This window comes from Pseudomonas sp. AKS31 (assembly GCF_023634765.1).
GTDB lineage: Bacteria > Pseudomonadota > Gammaproteobacteria > Pseudomonadales > Pseudomonadaceae > Aquipseudomonas.
Window position 1 is genome coordinate 555,490 of the sequence record NZ_JAMLFX010000001.1, and the last position, 19,662, is coordinate 575,151.

At 60.5% G+C, this 19,662-nt stretch carries 23 protein-coding genes; all 23 read left to right on the top strand.

The window, feature by feature from the left end; all coding sequences use genetic code 11:
- Window positions 1-35: 35 nt before the first annotated feature.
- Window positions 36-617, top strand: coding sequence for a phage tail assembly protein (locus tag M9827_RS02380; RefSeq protein WP_250603147.1), 582 nt, complete (start codon window positions 36-38; stop codon window positions 615-617).
- Between the two features lie 129 nt (window positions 618-746).
- The gene (locus M9827_RS02385) at window positions 747-2,963 is read left to right on the top strand and encodes a phage tail tape measure protein (protein WP_250603149.1); all 2,217 of its coding nucleotides are present in this window, start codon (window positions 747-749) and stop codon (window positions 2,961-2,963) included.
- Window positions 2,963-3,346 (top strand): phage tail protein, encoded by a 384-nt coding sequence (locus M9827_RS02390; protein WP_250603151.1) that lies wholly within the window; start codon window positions 2,963-2,965, stop codon window positions 3,344-3,346. The genes M9827_RS02385 and M9827_RS02390 overlap by 1 nt, the downstream gene beginning before the upstream one ends.
- On the top strand, window positions 3,339-3,551 hold the full coding sequence (locus tag M9827_RS02395) for a tail protein X (RefSeq protein ID WP_250603153.1): 213 nt from the start codon (window positions 3,339-3,341) through the stop codon (window positions 3,549-3,551). The genes M9827_RS02390 and M9827_RS02395 overlap by 8 nt, the downstream gene beginning before the upstream one ends.
- 9 nt (window positions 3,552-3,560) lie before the next feature.
- A complete protein-coding gene (locus tag M9827_RS02400) occupies window positions 3,561-4,592 on the top strand; it encodes a phage late control D family protein (RefSeq protein ID WP_250603155.1) in 1,032 nt (343 codons plus the stop codon).
- 140 nt (window positions 4,593-4,732) lie between these two features.
- The gene (locus M9827_RS02405; RefSeq protein WP_250603157.1) at window positions 4,733-5,317 is read left to right on the top strand and encodes a phage tail terminator protein; all 585 of its coding nucleotides are present in this window, start codon (window positions 4,733-4,735) and stop codon (window positions 5,315-5,317) included.
- Window positions 5,314-5,493, top strand: coding sequence for a DUF2635 domain-containing protein (locus M9827_RS02410; protein WP_093436496.1), 180 nt, complete (start codon window positions 5,314-5,316; stop codon window positions 5,491-5,493). The genes M9827_RS02405 and M9827_RS02410 overlap by 4 nt, the downstream gene beginning before the upstream one ends.
- Entirely contained in the window at window positions 5,493-6,989 is a 1,497-nt protein-coding gene (locus M9827_RS02415; RefSeq protein WP_250603159.1) for a phage tail sheath subtilisin-like domain-containing protein, read from the top strand. Before M9827_RS02410 ends, M9827_RS02415 begins: the two co-directional genes overlap by 1 nt.
- A gap of 67 nt (window positions 6,990-7,056) precedes the next feature.
- A complete protein-coding gene (locus tag M9827_RS02420) occupies window positions 7,057-7,404 on the top strand; it encodes a phage tail tube protein (protein ID WP_007908779.1) in 348 nt (115 codons plus the stop codon).
- Window positions 7,401-7,697 (top strand): phage tail assembly protein, encoded by a 297-nt coding sequence (locus M9827_RS02425; RefSeq protein ID WP_007908778.1) that lies wholly within the window; start codon window positions 7,401-7,403, stop codon window positions 7,695-7,697. The genes M9827_RS02420 and M9827_RS02425 overlap by 4 nt, the downstream gene beginning before the upstream one ends.
- A 130-nt stretch (window positions 7,698-7,827) precedes the next feature.
- A complete protein-coding gene (locus tag M9827_RS02430) occupies window positions 7,828-9,813 on the top strand; it encodes a phage tail tape measure protein (protein ID WP_250603161.1) in 1,986 nt (661 codons plus the stop codon).
- Window positions 9,800-11,035, top strand: coding sequence for a DNA circularization protein (locus M9827_RS02435; protein WP_250603163.1), 1,236 nt, complete (start codon window positions 9,800-9,802; stop codon window positions 11,033-11,035). Before M9827_RS02430 ends, M9827_RS02435 begins: the two co-directional genes overlap by 14 nt.
- Before the next feature lie 3 nt (window positions 11,036-11,038).
- On the top strand, window positions 11,039-12,085 hold the full coding sequence (locus M9827_RS02440) for a phage baseplate assembly protein (RefSeq protein WP_250603165.1): 1,047 nt from the start codon (window positions 11,039-11,041) through the stop codon (window positions 12,083-12,085).
- 114 nt (window positions 12,086-12,199) lie between these two features.
- Window positions 12,200-12,709 (top strand): phage baseplate assembly protein V, encoded by a 510-nt coding sequence (locus M9827_RS02445; protein WP_250603167.1) that lies wholly within the window; start codon window positions 12,200-12,202, stop codon window positions 12,707-12,709.
- Window positions 12,709-13,107 (top strand): phage GP46 family protein, encoded by a 399-nt coding sequence (locus M9827_RS02450; RefSeq protein WP_093436478.1) that lies wholly within the window; start codon window positions 12,709-12,711, stop codon window positions 13,105-13,107. The genes M9827_RS02445 and M9827_RS02450 overlap by 1 nt, the downstream gene beginning before the upstream one ends.
- Window positions 13,097-14,143, top strand: a complete 1,047-nt coding sequence (locus tag M9827_RS02455; protein ID WP_250603169.1) for a baseplate J/gp47 family protein — start codon at window positions 13,097-13,099, stop codon at window positions 14,141-14,143. The genes M9827_RS02450 and M9827_RS02455 overlap by 11 nt, the downstream gene beginning before the upstream one ends.
- Window positions 14,131-14,730: a YmfQ family protein gene (locus M9827_RS02460; RefSeq protein ID WP_095112473.1), complete on the top strand. Its 600-nt coding sequence runs from the start codon at window positions 14,131-14,133 to the stop codon at window positions 14,728-14,730. The genes M9827_RS02455 and M9827_RS02460 overlap by 13 nt, the downstream gene beginning before the upstream one ends.
- A 14-nt stretch (window positions 14,731-14,744) precedes the next feature.
- On the top strand, window positions 14,745-15,896 hold the full coding sequence (locus M9827_RS02465; protein WP_250603171.1) for a phage tail protein: 1,152 nt from the start codon (window positions 14,745-14,747) through the stop codon (window positions 15,894-15,896).
- Window positions 15,893-16,408, top strand: coding sequence for a phage tail protein (locus M9827_RS02470; protein ID WP_250603173.1), 516 nt, complete (start codon window positions 15,893-15,895; stop codon window positions 16,406-16,408). The genes M9827_RS02465 and M9827_RS02470 overlap by 4 nt, the downstream gene beginning before the upstream one ends.
- A 138-nt stretch (window positions 16,409-16,546) precedes the next feature.
- Window positions 16,547-17,641 (top strand): phage tail protein, encoded by a 1,095-nt coding sequence (locus tag M9827_RS02475; RefSeq protein WP_250603175.1) that lies wholly within the window; start codon window positions 16,547-16,549, stop codon window positions 17,639-17,641.
- Between the two features lie 8 nt (window positions 17,642-17,649).
- Window positions 17,650-18,216, top strand: a complete 567-nt coding sequence (locus tag M9827_RS02480) for a tail fiber assembly protein (RefSeq protein ID WP_250603177.1) — start codon at window positions 17,650-17,652, stop codon at window positions 18,214-18,216.
- Between the two features lie 22 nt (window positions 18,217-18,238).
- Window positions 18,239-19,165 (top strand): glycine-rich domain-containing protein, encoded by a 927-nt coding sequence (locus tag M9827_RS02485; protein WP_250603179.1) that lies wholly within the window; start codon window positions 18,239-18,241, stop codon window positions 19,163-19,165.
- Complete coding sequence (locus M9827_RS02490) at window positions 19,165-19,632, top strand: phage tail assembly chaperone (protein ID WP_250603181.1); 468 nt, start codon at window positions 19,165-19,167, stop codon at window positions 19,630-19,632. Before M9827_RS02485 ends, M9827_RS02490 begins: the two co-directional genes overlap by 1 nt.
- Window positions 19,633-19,662 lie beyond the last annotated feature (30 nt).

A 19,662-nucleotide genomic window follows, 5' to 3' on the forward strand; every position in this document is an offset into this window, starting at 1 on the left:
TGAGTAACCCCCAAGAATCACCAAGGAATTCATACATGTCGTGGATGCCACCCCAGCATGAGCTTCTATCGCCGATCACCGGCGACGACGGTTCGCAGATTGAAACGATCCAGCTCAAACCGCTGTTCTACGCCGCGCAAAAAGAAGCGCTGGAACGCGCCGGCGATGATGAAGACGATCAGTTCTTCGAACTCGCGCTGCTCGCCACCGGCCTGTCGGTCAAGGAACTCGACCAGCTCAAGCGCCCGGACTACGTGACCATCGCCCAGTACGTGCACGAGATGTCGACCCGTCCGGCCTCGCACTTTCTCGACCAGGTCGAAGACGCGCAAAAGTCTGACGATCCCGATCAGGTGCAATTGCTGCAACCGCTCGCCGTGACCGGCCGCACTGTGACCTCGCTGTCGCTGGAAATGCCTGCACTGCGCGCGACCAAAGTGATGAAGAAACTGAAAACGGCCAAGGAACGCGCCGAGTTCATCACCGCCCATTGCACCGGCCTGATGATCCCCGATCTGGCCCAGATGACCGTCCCTGACTGGACCCAATTGCAGGTGCGCATCGACGATTTTTTAAACCAGCCGGCGGCCTACTTTCGGAACGCGACATCGAAGTAATCCTCGATATCGTCCCGCTCATTTACCCGGTAAGTGAAGCGGAGATTCTGGAATGGGACGCCGAAAAGGCGTTGCGCCGCTACGACATAGCGATCACTCGCCTTGGCGTAAAACAGGAGTAGAGCGGCAATGGCAGAGAACAGATATGCGCTCACGTACGCCGGTGAGGGCGGCAATGCAACGGGCGGATTTTCGTTGCCCGACAACCTCGGCAAACCGCTGCAGGATTTGAATCTGACGCTAGCGTTGGCAAGCGTGGACATTCGTTTGCTGACCCAAGAGCAGATCAAGCTGCGCGAACTGTTGGTGAGCCAGCAATCGCTATTCAAGGTTGTGGCGGCAGCCCCTGCTGCAAACAGTGAGCCGAAGTCAAAGCTCAAGGCAGAGGTCGAGCAGCGCTCCCCCCCCAAAGCCATGCTAGCGACGATGGCACAGCAGACCTCTTTGTCTGAACTCAATCGAGTGCTGAAACTGGACAAGGATCAACTTCAGGCGCTTTCACAAGAAACCCTGAGGATGGCCAGCGAGAAACAGGTTGCTCCCAGTGGCGCCACCAGCGTGGATCTGCTGCAGGTGCAACTGGCTGCGGCCAAATCGGGGGTAGGTGAAGGCCTTCAACCCGAGCTTAAAGTTGCCGCCTTGACCGATTTCGCCCGCGATGCGGCGATCAACGCTTCGGCGTTCGGCGTTGATGTGAAATCAGCCGGCGAGATGATGCTGGCCTGGCAATCAGCGATGAATCTTGATCGCGGTAAAAGCCAAAGCCTGGCCGATGCGACCAACTATCTGGGGCACAGCACGCTGGACGCGACATCGGCGGACATTGGCTCAGTTGTACAGAATGTTGGTGAAAAAGCCGTCGCCGGCGGACTCACGCCGGAGCAGGTCGCGGCACTGGCCGCAGCGTTTTTGAACAGCGGTGTTGACAAGTCTGCTGCGGGAGCCGGGCTCAACAGTCTGTTGACGGTGCTTGCCAAGGCCGACACGGCCACGGATGAGCAGCGCACTGCCTGGGCTTCACTGGGCAATGGACTGGGGTCGGAGGCAGTCGCCACAGGCATGAAGACCGATGCGTCGGCGACCATCATCAAGGTCATGGAAGCCCTCAAGGACAAGAAGCCCGAAGAGAAGGAGGCTTTGACCAAGAACCTCTTCAGTGGCAACGACGCCATTCTCAAGTTGCTGAAAAAACCTGAGGACGTGACCAAGGCGTTCGGTCTGCTGACTGCGCCGAATCCGCAAGCCCCGTCGAAGCTCAATTACGCCGGCTCAGTCAGCAAAGACGCTGAGCAATTGGGGGGCACCTCGCAAGGACGCGTCAATGCGCTGGACGCGAGTGTCACACGGTTGTTTACAGCCGCTGGCGGTGCATTCACCAATGCGTTCGATGGTGTGGTGGTCTCTCTGGATGCTGTCGCCAGTGGCATGGCCCGCTTTGCCGAGGAGCAGCCAAGGGCGACGGCGGCCTTGCTCACGCTGGGTGGCGTTATTGCCTTGTCCCGGGGCGCGCAAATCAAAGCTGCCACGACCTCGGTCATTCGCGGTGCGGCGACAAAATTGCTGACGACGGCAGGCGCCGGTCCTCTTATCGATGTTCTGGATCAGCCTGCCAGCGCTGGCGACACCGGCAAGTCCGACAAGTCCGACAAACCCGACAAGCCTGAAAAAACTGACAAACCCGAAAAAACCGGCAAGCCCAAAAAACGCCGAAACCCGGCCAAACTCAAAGCCTCCGTCAGTCCCCCATCTGTCGAGCCGCTAGCACCTGAGCAACCACGCCCGACATTGCGCAGCCGTTTCACCGACGCCAAAGCTCTGGCCAAGGGATTCAGCAAAACCAATGCACTGCTGACCGTGGCCGCTGCGGCTCCCGATGTGTTGAAGGGGCTGGAGGAAGGCGATAACAAACTGGTCGGCGGTGCGCTGGGTTCAGCCGGTGGCAGTCTGGCCGGTGGTTATGCCGGTGCGGTTACCGGCGCGATGATCGGCAGTTTCATTCCCGTCATCGGCACGGCCATCGGAGGCGTGGTGGGCGGCATCGTCGGCAGTACGATGGGCAGCATGGGCGGTTCTTGGCTCGGTGAAAAACTGGCACCGGCCTCCGACAAACTCGCCCCGCCGGCAGACGTCGCCAAAGAACTGCCGAGCGCGCAGACGCAAAATCAGCAGGTGAGCTTTTCACCGTTGATCCAGGTCACCTGTCCGGCTCCGGACACGGCTGAACAAATCCGCACAATCATCGGGCAGCAACTGAGTGGACAATTCCACGGCCAGTTCCTGCCGCTGTTGACCAACAACCCACTCGCCACCCGCCGTGACGCAGCCCTGACCGATGGAGCCGCCTGATGAAACAACAAATGGCATTAGGCAGCTTCATCTTCGGCCTGTCGCGCCAATTTGCGTACCACTCGTTGTTGCGCAAGTCCGATGGTGGCTGGACGGAAATACAGATTCTCACCAGCAAACCGAAATCCAGCCAGACCGGCCAGAAAACGGAAACCCTGACCATCACCGGCAAATCGATGTACGCCGTGGCCATGGATCGGCTGGATGAACTGCGCGCCTTGCAGGCGCTGCGTATTCCGCTGCCGCTGATCGATGGCATCGGTCGCAACTGGGGTCTGTGGCGGATCAACAACGTTCAGGAAACCCAAACCTACATCATCGATGACGGTACGGCGATGGTGGTCGATTGGGTCATCGAATTGGCGGAGTTCAACAATGCGTAAGGTTCGAAGCGTGGCCGGTGATTCGGTGAATCTGCTGCTCTACCGCGAAACCGGGCGCAGCGACGATGCCGCTGAAGAAGCCCTGTGGAAGCTCAACCCGACCCTGGCCGAGCACGGCCCGGTTCTGCCCGCTGGCATCTGGGTCGTGCTGCCTGAACTCAACAACAAACCTGCTGCGATCAAAGCGCTCACGGCCTGGGATTAAGGAGGTTGTATGGCATTGGGTTTTACCCCGGTCGTTCAGATTTATGGCGCAAACGCGGACCTGCTCAACCAGCGTCTTATCAGTTGGGAGCACATTGATGCCGCCGGTATCGAGTCGGATCAACTGACCCTGACCATTGATCTGGAAGGTCTCGAAGGGCTGCCAAATCTGGGCGGGAAAATCGGCCTGCTGGTGGGTTACCTGGAAATGGAAGAAATGGTCGACAAGGGCCAGTTCAAAGTCACTCGCCTGACACCGACGCTGTTTCCGTTTCGCCTGACCCTGGTGGCCACTGCAGCGCCTTTCAGCAAGGATGACGAGACCGGCTTCAAGCAGCGGCGCACCGCCAGTCATGGACCAACGACGCTCGGTCAGTTGTTTAGCAAACTGGTGTCGCAGCACGGTTTTTCATCGCGTGTCGCTGCGGACGTGTCGATGATCAAGATCGCCCACGTCGACCAGTCCAATGAAACTGACATGGGCTTTCTGACGCGGCTGGCAAAGAAGTACAACCTGGTCGCCAAACCTTATGGCGATGCGTATGTGCTGGCGCGGCCCGGTCAGATCAAATCCATCTCGGGGCAGAAACTGCAGGATGTGACGTTGTCGGTCACCCACGACAATCGTCCCGGCGATCACGCCTTCATCAGCGCCACGCTGGAAGAGGCTGCCCGCGAACAGGCCAATGGCTGCAAGACCTGTTTTGTCGATGCTGTTACAGGCGTTTTGCATTGGGTCGAGACGGGACTCGCGCCGTTCAAGACCATCCGCCAGAAGCAACCCAATGAAGCGGATGCCATCGCCGTTGGCGAGGGCGAAGTGCGCAAGATGTTGCGCCACAAATACAAGGTGAAGATCACCTGTCCTGGTGATCCACGGCTGGCTGCCGAGGGCCTGCTGCTGCTCGATGAAACCTGGCCGGATTTTATGCGGGGGCGCTGGTCGATCGACAAGGTCACCGCCAGTGGCAATCGCGAGAACAGCTATCGCTGCCTGATCGATGCCAGCGGCCTCGATCCAAAGGCTGAATCCAAAGACTGACGACACAACTCCCTGTGGGAGCGAGCCTGCTCGCGAAGAGGCCGGAACATCCAACATTGAAGGCGACTGAGACACCGCTTTCGCGAGCAGGCTCGCTCCCACATGGGCCTGTGGTCATTTTCATAATCTGGAACACCACCATGAAGATCACCCCGATCCTCACGCAACTGCGTGCGCAATGCCCTGGCCTTGCCAACCACATTGCCGTTGGTGTCGATCTGGCCTTGCTGCAAGGCAACCCCGATCTGCCAACACCTTCGGCCCACGTGCTGCCTATCGCCGATCTGGCCAGCAACAGTACCTCCCAAAACCTCACCACCCAACCGATCCGCGACCGCTTCGAAATCGTCCTGGTGCTTGACGCCACGGACGCCACAAAAGCGCTGGATCTGTTGCACGACCTGCGCGCCGAACTGTGGCGTGCGCTGGTGGGGTTCAAGCCCGATTCCGACTACAGCGCCATCGTCTACGACGGCGGCGAAATGGTCTCGATCAACAGCAGCCGCGCCTTCTACCGGCTGCGCTTTTTTGCCGAGTTCCAGCTCGGCCGCAATCTGCCGAGTCAGCCTGCGGAGAGTTGGCACGAACGCGAACTGGACGGTTTGTCGTCCTTTACCGGGGCCACCGTACGGGTCGATGCGATCGATCCGGCCGACCCCAACCTGAAACGCCCGGGCCCCGATGGGCGCGTGGAAATGACTTTCTCTGGAGACGTAACCCCATGAGCAATCGCATCACCGTACTGCCGGCCGCTGGCCGCGTCGTACCTGACCCGGAGGCGGGCGATCTGCTGCCGGCCGAAGGCCGTGAAGTGCTGGACAGCGCCTGGTGGCGCCGACGTCTGGCCGACGGCGATATCACCCTCAAAACCGCACCAGCCAAACAAAAGGGAGCCAAATAATGGCGATCGGATTCAGCAACATCCCTGCGGACATTCGTGTACCGCTGTTCTATGCCGAAATGGACAACTCGGCCGCCAATAGCGCGAGCTCGACCCTGCGTCGTCTGATCGTCGCTCAGGTCAACGACAACATCGCCCCGACCGAAGTCGGCAAACTGGTTTTGGTCTCCAGCGTTGCGCTGGCCAAGAGCATCGGTGGCCAAGGTTCGATGCTCGCCTCGATGTACGAGACCTTCCGCAAGGCTGACCCGATCGGTGAGATCTGGTGCCTGCCGCTGCACAACACCGAAGGCGCGATCGCCAAAGGCGTGCTGACCCTGACCGGCACCGCCACTCAGGCCGGTGTGCTCAATCTGTATGTCGGCGGCGTGCGTGTGCAAGCCACCGTGGTCAACGGTGCCACTGCTGCGCAAGCGGCCACTGCACTGGCGCAGAAAATCAACGCAACCGCCGATCTGCCGGTGAGCGCGGCCGCGGCTGAAGGCGTGGTCACCCTGAGTGCCAAGTGGACCGGTGACAGCGGCAACGACATCAGTCTGCAGTTCAATCGACTGGGCAAGAGCAACGGCGAAGAAACCCCGGCCGGCCTGACCACTGCGATCACCGCCATGACCGGCGGTGCCGGCGTGCCGGATCAGGTGGCGGCGATTGCCGCACTGGGCGACGAGCCGTTCGAGTTCATCGCACTGCCATGGTCGGATCTGTCGACCCTCAACACCTGGCAAGCGGTCATGGATGACAGCACCGGTCGCTGGTCGTGGGCCAAACAACTGTTCGGTCACGTCTACAGCGCCAAGCGCGGCACCGTCGGCACTTTGGTTGCGGCCGGTCAGGCGCGTAATGACCAGCACATGACCATTCAGGCGCTGGAGCCAGGCGTACCGCAACCGTTCTGGGTACAAGCTGCGGCACTGGCTGCACGCACCGCGGTATTCATCTCCGCCGACGCTAGCCGTCCGACCCAAAGCGGCAGCCTGCCGGGTGTTGATCCGGCACCGGCGAGTGAGCGCTTTACCCTGACCGAGCGTCAGTCGCTGCTCAACTATGGCATCGCCACTGCCTACTACGAAGGCGGTTACGTGCGCATCCAGCGCTCGATCACCACCTACCAGAAAAACGCTTACGGTCAGGCCGACAACTCCTACCTGGACAGCGAAACCATGCACCAGTCGGCGTTCATCGTGCGTCGTCTGCAAAGCGTGATCACCAGCAAATACGGGCGCCACAAACTGGCCTCCGACGGCACCCGTTTCGGCGCCGGCCAGCCGATCGTGACGCCTGCGACCATTCGCGGTGAGCTGATCGCGCAGTACGCCAAGCTCGAACTGGAAGGCCACGTCGAGAACGCCGAGCTGTTCGCCGAGCACCTGATCGTCGAGCGCGACGTGCAGGACCCGAGCCGCGTGAACGTGCTGTTCCCGCCGGATTACATCAACGGTCTGCGCGTGTTCGCACTGCTCAACCAATTCCGTCTGCAGTACGACGACGCGGCCTGATAAGCGCGTTTGACGTCAAGCATTCAGCCCACCTCGCGTGGGCTTTTTTATTCAAGGGAGTAACACCATGGGTCAACTGATTGCAGGCACCTGCTACGTCAAAGTCGACGGCGCACAACTGACCATCAATGGCGGCTGCGAAGCCCCGCTGATGGCGGTCAAACGCGAAACCGTCGTACCCGGCTTCTACAAGGAAACCGACATCGCGCCGTCGTTCAAAGTGACCGCGCTGCACACCGCCGACTTCCCGCTGAAGAAGCTGATTGAAGGCACCGACATCACCGTCACCTGCGAATTCAGCAACGGCAAAGTCTACGTACTGGCCGGCGCCTACCTGGTCGAGGAACCAGTCTCCAAAGGCGATGACGCCACCATCGAACTGAAATTCGAAGGCATCAAGGGGACCTGGCAATGAGCGGCGCCGTGAAGCTTCAGGTTGCGATCGAAGCTCACGGCGAGCCCCTGACCGAACTCGTCCTGCGCCGTCCGACGGTGCAGGAAGTGCGAGCGATCAAGGCGCTGCCGTACAAGATCGACAAGAGCGAAGAAGTCAGCCTCGACATGGACGTGGCGGCCAAGTACATCGCCGTGTGCGCCGGTATTCCACCGTCGTCGGTCAACCAGTTGGATCTGGCTGACCTCAACGCGCTGAGCTGGGCCGTTGCGAGTTTTTTCATGAGTGCGGCGTCGGCGCCATCACCGACCTGATCGCCGTCGCCTATGACCTGGCCTGGTTCTGGAAGGTTGACCCCGAACAGATGATGGCCAGGCCACTGGATGTGCTCCGCGAATCGCTGGAGCACGCGCAACGGATCAATGCGATGCAGCAGGTGCAGTGATGGCGAATACAAATTTGAGCCTGATCCCGCAGAACTTTCCCGTCACGGTCAACATGCTCGTGGTGCTCAAGGGCGCCGAGAAGATGGAGACCGAGATGAAGGGGCTGCGCGGCAAGGTCGCAGCATTCAAGAAAAGCATGGAAGACAGCGGCCTTGAGCCGCTGGACGTCGCCGGTTTCATTGCCGAAGGTGGTCTGCTCAAGCCGTTTCAGGACGGCATCAAAAAGGCCATCGAAGCGCAGGATGCGTTGGCGAAAAAAGCCAGGGCACTCAAGGGGCTGAAAGTGCCGAAAGTGGTGCAGGGGGAAACCTCGGCCAACCTGGAGAAATTCAACAAGGCGCTGGACAACATCTCGCTGAAAATCGGTCAGGCGTTGTTGCCAGCGGTCAACGGCATCGTCACGGCGCTGACACCAGTGATGACGTCCATCGGCCAGTTCGTCGCCAACAATCCGTATCTGGTTGAAGGGCTGGCAGCCGCTGCTGTGGCGTTTACGGTGGTCACGGTCGGCGCGATGGGACTGGTCGCGGTGCTGGGAATTCTGACCTCGCCCATTGGCCTGATTGCGGCCGGGATAGCGGCAGCTGTGGCCGTGATTGTGATCGGCGCACGGCTGATCACCAATAACTGGGGGGCGATCTCGGGCTTCTTCAGCCGAACCTGGCAATCGATTGGCGATGCGACCCGACGCGGCATCGACGACGTGCGCCAAGGCTGGGATGAGATGGTTGCGAATGGAAGGCAACGGTTCGAGTCGATGCGTGCCACAGCTTCGCTGAAGTGGCAAGAGATGCGCGCCGACGCTATCGCAGGTGCCAGCCGTATTGCGGCGGGAGCGTCCGAACGTCTGCACGCATTCGGCGCGTCCATCGAGCAAACCTGGGATTCGGCTCGCACCTCTGTCGGCGCTTACTGGGACAGTGCAGCTGCCAGCACTGCGGCTGGATTGCAAAGCCTCAAGGCCCGGTTGTACACCTCGCCACTGGAGAAAATGAACGCACTCTGGGACTCGGCCGATGAGTCCGTCACCGGTTACTGGAATCGTAGCTATGCAGCTACGCTGTCCGGTTGGGAATCGGTCAAGTCGACGTTTGACGGCACGCTGACAGCAAAAATGTCAGGCGTATGGGATTCCGCACAAAGCGCGGTCTTCACGGCCATCGACGATATGAGCACCAGGGTTGCTAACGGTTGGTCGAGCATCACATCGCTGTTCGATGGCACGCTGACAACGAATATGTCGAGGGCCTGGGATTCCGCGCAAAGCACGGTTTTCGATGCGGTTGGCAGCATGCACCGCATTGCGGCGAGCGGATGGGAGCAACTCAAGTCGACGTTCTCCTGGTCTCCGACCGCTATGGTCGAAAGCGCCTGGCAACCCTTGGCGCCGGTTTTTTCAGCGCTGTGGGACGTTCTCCGGGCAGGTGCCCAGCCATTGAAGAGCGAGTTTCAGAACCTGTTCGGCAACGCTCCCGTGGAAACGGTCATAGCGAAATGGAATGGCGTCACGGAATATTTTTCCGGTTTGTGGGCAACGCTGAACACAGACGCACAATCGGTGAAAGCAACCTTGGGTGATCTGTTCAGTCAGTCGCCGCTGGAATCTATCCAGCAGAAGTGGCAGCCCGTTCTCGTCTGGTTCAGTGATATGTCGACAAGACTCCAAGGTATTTTCGGACAGATCAAAGAACTGCTCGGCGGCAATGTCTCCGGGTTCTTCGCCACAATCACCGGCACCAGCGCTGCGGCGCCTGCCGGGGCGCCAGGAATGAGCAGCACACTGCCACAAACCTCTGGCGCACTGATTCAACAAAGCGCAATCAACAATCGCACGCAACTCGAAGGCGGCCTGACCGTGCGCTTCGAAAATGCGCCGGCAGGGCTGCGCACCGATCAACCGCAAACCAATCAACCGGGCCTGGCGCTGTCTTCGCGCATTGGCTATCGCTCGTTGTCGGCAGGAGGTTCCAATGAACTGGCGTGACCGTTTGTTGCCGGCATCGTTTCGCGGTGTCGGGTTCTGGATCGATCAGGCGAAAACCCCGGTCGGTCGCAAAGGTCAGTTGCACGAATACCCGCAACGCGACCTGCCGTATTTCGAGGATCTGGGCCAGCAGGCCAAGACTCACGACATCACGGCGTTCATCATCGGCGCCGATTGCCTGGAGCAGCGCGACAAGCTGCTCAAGGCGCTGGAGCAGGGCAGTGGCGAGCTGGTGCACCCGTGGCTGGGACGCCTGCAAGTCAAGGTCGGTGAATGCGACATGACCCACACCCGCCAGGACGGCGGGCTGGTGACGTTCAGTCTGAAGTTCTACCCCGACCGGCCGCTGCCGTTCCCGACCGCTACTGTCAGTACGCAAAAAGTCCTGTTGGCCAAGGCCGACACGCTGTTGGGTTCGGCAGTGGCGCGCTTCGAACAGGCGATGACGTTGATCAAGGCTGCGCGGATCGGCATCGCCAATCTGCGCAACAGCCTGACCGGTGTCTATGAGGTGATCAAAGAGCAGCTCAAACCGCTGATCGAGCAGTACAGGCAAATCACTGAACTGGTCAAAGCGGTCAAGGAGTTGCCCAAGGAAGTGGCGGCGGAGTTCAAAGGTCTGCTCGGCGATATCAAAGAACTCAAGGCGTTCGCGAAGGAGGGCTACCGTGGCGTGATTGCCGACGTGTCCCAACAACTCGAAGCGATCCGCAAGGCTGATGCGCCGAAGATCACCACGGGCAAGGACACCAATGCGGCGGCGCAAGCCATGGCCGATCTGGTGCAGGACACGATGCTGGTCAAAGTCGCGCAATGGGTCGCGTCGATGCCGGTGGCGACCCCGGCGGTAAAACTGACGTCGACACCATCGGTGGCGCATCAGGCGGATCAACCGGTGACCCGTCAGGAAGTACCGGTGACCGACGAAATGAAAGCGCTGCAGAAAGCGGTCGGGGTGGCGATTGACCCGATGCTGGACAAAGCCGATCCCAAGCATCACCAGGCAATCAACGACGTGAAGGAAGCGTTGATTGCGCATCTCAAGGCAGTGGCGTCATCCGGTGTGCGACAGGTCACTAAATCGTTCCAGGAAAGCCTGCCGGCGCTGGTTGTGGCCTACAAGCAATTTGCCGATGCCACACGGGTGACCCAGGTGACTCAGAGCAACGCGATGAACCATCCGGGCTTTTCACCCAACGACGTGAAAGTGTCCAGGGAGTGAGCCATGAGCGAGATGGATAACCATGTCACGCTGACCGTCAACAACATGGAATACGGCGGCTGGAAAAGCGTGGAAATCACCGCTGATCTGGAGCGCCAGTTCCGCACCTTCAAACTCGACATCACCTGGCAATGGCCGGGGCAGACGGTGGATCAACGGATAAAACCGGGTGACCCCTGCGAAGTGAAAATCGGCCAGGACCTGGTGCTCACCGGCTATGTGTTCAAAGCACCGATCAGCTACGACGGGCGCCAGATCAGCCTGAGCATCGAGGGCAGTTCCAAGACTCAGGATCTGGTCGATTGCGCGGCCACCAACCGGCCGAATCAATGGCAGGAGCAACCGTTGCTGAGCATCGTTCAGGCGCTGGCCATGGACTACTCGCTGACGGTGGTCAATCAGATCCCCGAGACCGCAAGGCTCGCCAAGCACACCATCGTGCCGGGCGAAACGGTGTTCCAGTCGATCGACCGCCTGCTCTCGCTGTTCCGGGTGTTTTCCACCGATGACGAGCAGGGTCGGCTGGTGCTGGCCAAACCCGGTAGCGGTGGGCGGGCCAGTGATGCGCTGGAGTTGGGCAAGAACATTCTGTCGGCCAACGCGCCGATGGATCAGAGCCAGGTGTTTTCCGAATACCGGGTAATCGGCCAGCAGAAAGGTTCGGACAAGAAGAGCGGGGCGGCGGTCAGCGAGGTTGAATCCAGCGCGACCGACCTGAGTTTCAAACGTCGACGCACCACGATCATCAACGAGGGCACCGCGCTGACGTTCGAACTGGCCCAGCAGCGCGCCCAATGGGAAAGTGCCACGCGCATGGGCCGGGCGCAGACCACCACCTATCAGGTGCAGGGCTGGCGCCAGTCCAACGGCGATCTGTGGCGGCACAACACGCTGGTCAAGGTCAAGGATCCGGTGCTCGGTTTCGATGGCGACATGCTGATTTCCAAAGTCACGTATTCGCTGTCGGCGCAAGGCTCGGTGACCACTCTGCAAGTGGCGCCGCCGCATACTTTCGATGCCAATCCCAGCCCTCCTAAAACAACCTCATAGGCCCGGAAAAGATCGCAGCCTTCGGCAGCTCCTACAGGTATACGCCGATCTTATGCAGGAGCTGCCGAAGGCTGCGATCTTTTGACCTCGGCCCGTTTCTTACAGGAACCAAGCATGAGCCTACTGACACGCCTGCTGGCGCGCGGCACTGTCGTGCTCGCCAACTCGGCATCCAAGCTGCAATCGCTGCAAATGCGCCTCACCGCCGGCGAAGTGAACGACGACATGGAACACTTCGAACCCTACGGCTTCACCAGTCATCCGCTGGCCGGCGCCGAAGGTGTCGTCACCTTTCTCGGCGGCGACCGCTCCCACGCCATCGCCCTGGTGATCGCCGACCGCCGTTATCGCCTGCAATCGCTGGCTGCGGGCGAAGTGGCGATCTACACCGACGAAGGCGACAAGATTCATTTCAAGCGCGGGCGGATCATCGACATTGAAACCGTCACGCTGAACATCCGCGCCAGCAGCGCGGTGAACTTCGATACGCCGGTGATCAACCAGACCGGCAAGATCGTCTCCACCGGCGATCAACTCGCCGGCGGCATCAGCCAGATCAAACACGTGCACGTCGGCGTACAGGCCGGCAGCGGCCAGACCGGCGCGCCGGCAGGAGGCCAGTGATGCTGATCAGCCCGAACCTCCACGCCGCGCTGACCCGCGCCGTACTCATCAGCCTGTTCACCTGGCGCCGCGCCGCCGATGACGACGCCCTCGACGACGAAGAACGTTTCGGCTGGTGGGGCGATACCTTTCCCACCGTCGCCGACGATCGCATCGGCTCGCGGCTATGGCTACTGAGGCGGGTGAAATTGACCCGACAAACGCAGATGGACGCCGAGTTCTATGCCCGCGAAGCCTTGCAATGGCTGATCGACGACGGCCACTGCAGCGCCATCGACATCATCAGCGAACGCCTCGACGCCCAGCGCCTGAACCTGCGCACGGTCCTGACCCTGGCTGACGGCGAACGTCTGGACATCAACCCCGATAACAGTTGGCAGGTGATCTATGCCGTTTGAAACCCCTTCGCTGCCGGTGCTGATCAAGCGCACCCAAAGCGACCTGGCCGGCGATTCGCTGCGCCAGTCCGATGCGCAAGTGCTGGCCCGTACTCTCGGCGGCGCCGCTTATGGCCTGTACGGTTATCTCGACTGGATTGCCGAGCAGATCCTGCCCGACAAGGCTGATGAGTCGACCCTGGAGCGCATTGCCGCACTGCGTCTGAACCAACCGCGCAAACCCGCGCAAGTCGCCACCGGCAGCGTCAGTTTTACCGCCACCGCCGGTGCCGTGCTGGATGTCGACACGCTGCTGCAAGCGAACGATGGCCGTACCTACAAAGTCACCGCCGCACGCACCACGGCCAATGGCAGCAACACCACCACCATCGCCGCGCTGGATGCCGGCAGCCTCGGTAATGCCGACGCCGGTCTGGCACTGAACCCGGTGCAGCCGATTACCGGCGTCGTCGGCAACAGCTTCGTGGTGCTGGCGCCGGGCCTCAGCGGCGGTGTGGCGCGGGAAAGTCTGGAATCGCTGCGCTCGCGGGTGATTCGTTCCTACCGTGTCATTCCCCATGGCGGTTCGGCCAGTGACTACGAGACCTGGGCGCTGGAAGTGCCGGGCGTGACCCGCGCCTGGTGTCGTGGTGGCTTGCTCGGGCCGGGCACGGTAACGGTGTTCATCATGCGTGATGAAGACCCGCAACCGGTGCCCAACGATGAGCAACTGGCGGAGGTTCAGGCGTACATCGAACCGCTGCGGCCGGTGACCGCAGAAGTGCACGTGCAGCGGCCGATTCAGGTGCCGGTGGTGTATCGCTTCAAGAGCGTCAATCCGGACACCAGCGCCGTGCGCGCCGCCGTTGAAGCGCAGTTGCGCGACCTGCACAACCGCGAGGCCGATCTGGGTGTGCCGTTGCTGATCAGCCATATCCGCGAAGCCATCAGCAGCGCCGGTGGTGAGTACGATCACACCCTGACCGCGCCGGCCGCTGACGTGCCTGCCGGGCAAAGCGAACTGCTCACCTTCGGAGGCTGCGTATGGGGGGCATAAGAACCGCCGCGCAATATCAGGCGCAACTGCGCGCCTTGCTGCCCAGTGGCCCGGCGTGGGACCCGGAACGCGTGCCGGAACTCGAAGAAGTGCTGCAAGGCGTCGCCGTCGAACTGGCCCGCCTCGATGCCCGTGCCGCTGACCTGCTCAACGAGATGGACCCGGCCGGCGTCAGCGAACTGGTGCCGGACTGGGAACGGGTGATGAACCTGCCCGACCCGTGCCTGGGCGCCACGCCACTGTTCGACGACCGCCGCCTCGCCGTCCGCCGCCGCTTGCTCGCGGTTGGCAGCCAGGCCGTCGGTTACTACCTCGACATCGCCAAAAGCCAGGGCTACCCCAACGCCACCATCACCGAACTCGAAGCCCCGCGTATGGGCCGCTCGCGTTTCGGCTCGGCGCATTGGGGCACCTGGGAGGCGCAGTTCATGTGGACGCTCAACACCGGCGGACGCTTGCTGCTTGGCCGGCGTTACGGCGCGAGTTATTGGGGTGAGCGCTTCGGCGTCAACCCGGGTTCGGCGCTGGAATGCCTGATTCACCGCAGTGCCCCGGCGCATACCAAGGTGCACATCAATTATGACTAGGGAGGAATGAGGGGATGGATTATCCGAACAGTGTGCCCAGCGCCGGTCTGGTGAATGGGAAGTTTGTCGATGAAAACCCGATGACCGGGACGCCGGGATCATTGATTCCGGCGGATTGGGGGAATGGGGTTACACAGGAAATCCTCAATGTGATCAAGGCCGGGGATCTGACCCCGGACGAGAAGAAATACGATCAGTTGTTGCAGGCGATTCAGAGCGTTTCGGCCAAGGGCTGGAATCTGGATTCGGCGTTGCCGATTGGCGCCTTGCCAATCGCTACCGTTGCTACGGCAGACGGGCGATTGCCCATCACGCCGACCGCGTTTGCTACCAGTGGCGGGCGGTTATCGATTCTGCCCGGTGTACTGATCAGCCTGGGCCAGGAAGTGCTGGCAGGTCAGTTGGGTCGTCCGCGCACGTTTACGACACAAGCCTGGAGCAGTGCCGATCTGTTGCCTAACTCTGGTTACTTTCTGCGTGCGCAAGTGGTTGCCGGCGTGCTGACCTTCTACATGCAGCGCGGCACGATCTATGACGCTACTCCAGAGGGTTTGAAGGGTACGATCAATGGTGCGGCGGGAGGCGGTTTCCAATCGACGACGCTGGATCTTTGTCTGGCATGGGTGGTGACGGCTGGTCCCGGCTCGGTACCGATTGTCCGGCCGATTTATAACCGCAGTCGCTTGTCGTGGACGCAGACAGTTAACGGCAATGGTGTGGTTTACCTTCCACTCGATCCACATGCGCGGGCGGCGCGGCTGGTGGTGGGCAATCCGACGCCGCATCCGACGGCTATCAGTTCTGTCGGGTTTGCACCCGCAGGGTGGCTCGGTGGCAATTACTGTTTCTTGAACCCGACGATTGGAACATCCAGTAACTGGGACGGCTGGGCAACTGCAAATGCACCTGTATTGATTTTCTCCAGCAACGTCGTGAGTGACACGACCGTCTCGACCCTTACTGCCAGCTTTGACCATTCTGAATTGCGCTCGCTTTGGCAGAGCTACCAAACGGAACACACTTGGGGCGCCAGCAACGCCGCAAGCGATGAACTGCTGTTCAGCATGGGGCTCAAGAGTCACGGTTTGTCTGACTATGCATCGGGTATCGCTGTCAATTTCACCGCAGCGGTCAACATCAGTTTTTCCTGGGAGTTGATCCGATGATCATCATTCAAGAACTGCATCAGTTCGAGGACGGTCTGCGCCCGGCACAACCTTCTGTTGCTCATGATTGGGATGGCGAAAAGTGGCAGCTGAATCCCGCCAGAACCGCCGAGCTGGAACAGCAGGAAGCCGAGCAGCTGTGCAGCAAAGTCGATGCCGCCGCTGACAATGCTCGTACCGCACTGGCCGGCGACCCGCTCAAAGCCATGGAATACACCCAGGCCGCCGCCGATGCTCAGGCCTATCAAAACGCCGGTTACCCGAAAAAGGAAGTGCCGCTGTCGGTCGCAGCCTGGGTGGTCAAAGGTCGCACCGCCAAACAGGCCGCCGAGCAGATTCTCAGCAAGGCCGATCAACTGACCGACCATTTGCTGATCCTGCGGACTCTGCGACTGAAAGCCAAAGCGCAGATTCGCGCTCAAGCTGCCAAGGGCAAGATGGATCTAGCGCGCAGCGCTGCTGACGAAGCATTGGTCGCCATTCGCGAACGGGTCAACGGTCCATCCAGCTAAATCAAAAACCTCAGTTCTGCGTCATCCAGGCCCACGTCAATGTGGGCTTTTTATTTTCTGAAAACAGACCGTGATCAGGCATGCAGAAAGCACTGTGCCGATGCCGGTCATTTGTCATTTCAAAGGAACGAACAACCTATGGATTATCCAAAAAGCGTCCCCAGCGTCGGCCTGGTCGATGGCCGCTTCGTCGATGAAAACCCGGTGGCGGGTACGCCGGGATCGTTGATCCCGGCGGTGTGGGGCAACAGTGTGACTCAGGAGATTCTGGGTGTGATTACCGGCGGTGGGTTGGTGGCCTCCGAGGCGGATACCGGACAGCTGTACAAGGCGATCCAGTCGATCATCAGCAGTACCAGTCCGATGCGCTCGGTTATCACCCGACTGGCCGCGTCGAAAACCCTGATCGATGCTGAACTTGGCCTCGTTCTGATCGATGGCAGCCCCGGTCCGGTGACCTTGCTGCTACCACCGGCCAACGCCGCACTCGGTGTGCGTGATGTGATTGTGCGGCGTGTGGACAATAGCGGCAACCGCCTGGTCATCCAGGCGTCGGGCACGGATCGCATCCGCTTTCATACGCATCTTGCGGCCAGCGGGTATCCATTTTTCGTGTTGATGGGCGGTGGTGACTGGTGGCATTTGCGCAGTGATGGGGCCGGGAGCTGGTGGCCGGTCGGACGCTTTGACAATACGCCGTTGGGGCGGCCGTTTTTCGAGACGACCATCATGCTCAGCCCCGGCGGATATGGCGCGCTCAATGGCACCGTCATGAAACGCGCGGAGTGGCCGTGGCTCTGGGATCACGCCCAGCAATCAGGGATGTTGGGTGCAGAAGCTTTACGCGTAGGCACCGAGGGGAAATGGACCACGGGTGACGGTGCGACGACCTTTCGTGGCCCTGAGGGGCGAGGGGAATTCCTGCGGGTGCTGGATGAAGGTCGTGGTGTGGACTCAGGGCGCGTAATGGGCACCTTTCAACCCGGCTCGACACACTCCTATGCCCAAGGTGCCAATGGCGGAGGTGCCGTGGGTGCTTACTGGACGGATAGCCTGACCAACTTTGGTGCAGATACCCGTGAAGAACCCCAATACGTTTCAGGGCTGGTCAATGGTGGCCCGATCTTTCCGGTCAATACCACGTACCAAAGGGACACTGCTGCAACGCTGCTTTACGCCTTCAAATCCCGCCCTCGCAACATCGCCTATCCCGGCCGCATCAAACTCATCTGAGGCACTGTATGTTCAATTATCTATTTGATGGCGCGGGCGCCCTGTCCGGGCCTGTCGAGTTCATTGTCACGCCGGGCATCGGCATCCAGCTACCCGGCAATGCTGTTGAGCTGGCGTACGAGTTGCCTGAGCCGGAGGCCGGTCGTAGCTGGGCGCTCATCAACGGCGTACCCCGTGAAGTGATTGACCGCCGCGGTGTGGTTTATCGCAAGGACGGCGGCGCTCAACAAATCTGGACCGAGTTGGGAGAGCTGCCAGACACCCTGACCGCACAGCCATGGCCAGGTGAGTTCCATGTCTGGCGCGACAATGCCTGGGTGTCGGATGAGCAGGCTCGCTTGTCGAGCGTCAGACAACAATGCCTCGACCAGCGCGACGCACTGCTACGCGACGCCGTCCTGCGCATCGCCCCGCTGCAATACGCCGAAGACATCGGCGATGCCAGCCATGACGAACAACTGCTGCTGATCGAATGGAAGCTCTATAGCGTAGAGCTGAACCGTATCGAAAAACAGGCCGGTTTTCCCGATGAAGTTACCTGGCCAGTTGCCCCCGGCGCAACCGTAGCCAACTGATTTCAGCACAGGAAGCAGTGCAATGGATTATCCAAAAACTATCCCCGGCGTGGGACTGGTCAACGGCGGCTTCGTCGATGAAAACCCGGTGGCGGGTACGCCGGGATCGTTGATCCCGGCCGCGTGGGGCAACAGCGTCACACAGGAAATTCTCAATGCGATCAAGGCGGCGGGGCTGACTCCCGATGAGACGAAAACCGATCAGTTGGCGACCGCGATCGGTGCTCTGGTCGACTTCACCAAACTGAAAAACACCCCGACGACCTTGAGTGGCTACGGCATCATCGACGCGGTCGGGCGGCTGCTGGCGGTCCGGCAGATCGAGACGGTCGGGATCACGGTTTACAAGCCCAACCCGAGGGCCAAACGGATTCGTGTACGGCTGGTCGGGGCGGGTGGATCGGGTGGTGGTTGTGCGCCTGTTGCCGCCAGTAATTTACGTATTGGCGGAGGAGGTGGTTCGGGTGCCTATGCGGAGAGTCTGTATGACGTGACTCCACAAATGCTTGCCGGCGTGCCTGTTTCGTTGGGTGCGGGTGGTGCGGTCGGCCCCACGATGGGGCTGGGCGGCGGCGGGGCCTCCTTCGGCTCATTCATGAGCGTGGCAGGCGGCGGCGGTGCACAGATCCTGAACATTGATACCTCAACTTCTGCCTCCGGGTATGTTCAAGGTGGCCTCGGTGGCCAAGACGCGGTGGGTGGCAATCTCGCCAATGCACGTGGCATCACCGGTGGCTACGCAATGTTCAACGCTAACTGGGGAATGCTCTCCGGAGGTGGAGCCGCGAGTCCGTTCGACGGAGGCGGTCCGTACAAGGGCGTACACAATCCGGGAGTAACAGGCATCCGTGGCTCGGGAGGCAGCGGTTCATGCTCATCACATCTGACAAATTCCTTCGTGGGCGGTGCCGGCGGCAACGCCTTTTGTGAAATCTGGGAGTACGAATAATGGCCCGTTATGCACGAGTGGAAAATGGTGTCGCCGTCGAGCTGATCGATACCGGTGACTATGCGATCGCCCAACTGTTTGCCCCCGCTTTCGTCGAGACGATGGTGCAGGTGGCGGAGGGCATGCACGTTGATATCGGCGCGCCCCTCAGTGAACTGCGCCATGAGCTCGCGCCGTTACCGGTCATGGGCAATCCTGTCGTCATTCCTGAAACTGTCGTCGAGGAGCAAGAGCCTTTGACGGCAGCGCGAACGTGGCGTCAGTCCAGTCTGTCGGCCACTGAATGGTGGGTGACGCGGCATCGCGACGAGCAGGCGCTGGGGCGTGGGACGACGCTCAAGGCCGCGCAGTATCTGGAGTTGCTGGAGTACCGCCAGGCGCTGCGTGACTGGCCTGAGGCTGAAGGTTTCCCGACGGCGGTTTCTCGCCCGATAGCACCGCAATGGTGGGTCGCCAATGCGGATTGACTGGTCTCAGGCATTTTTAAACAAGGAGTT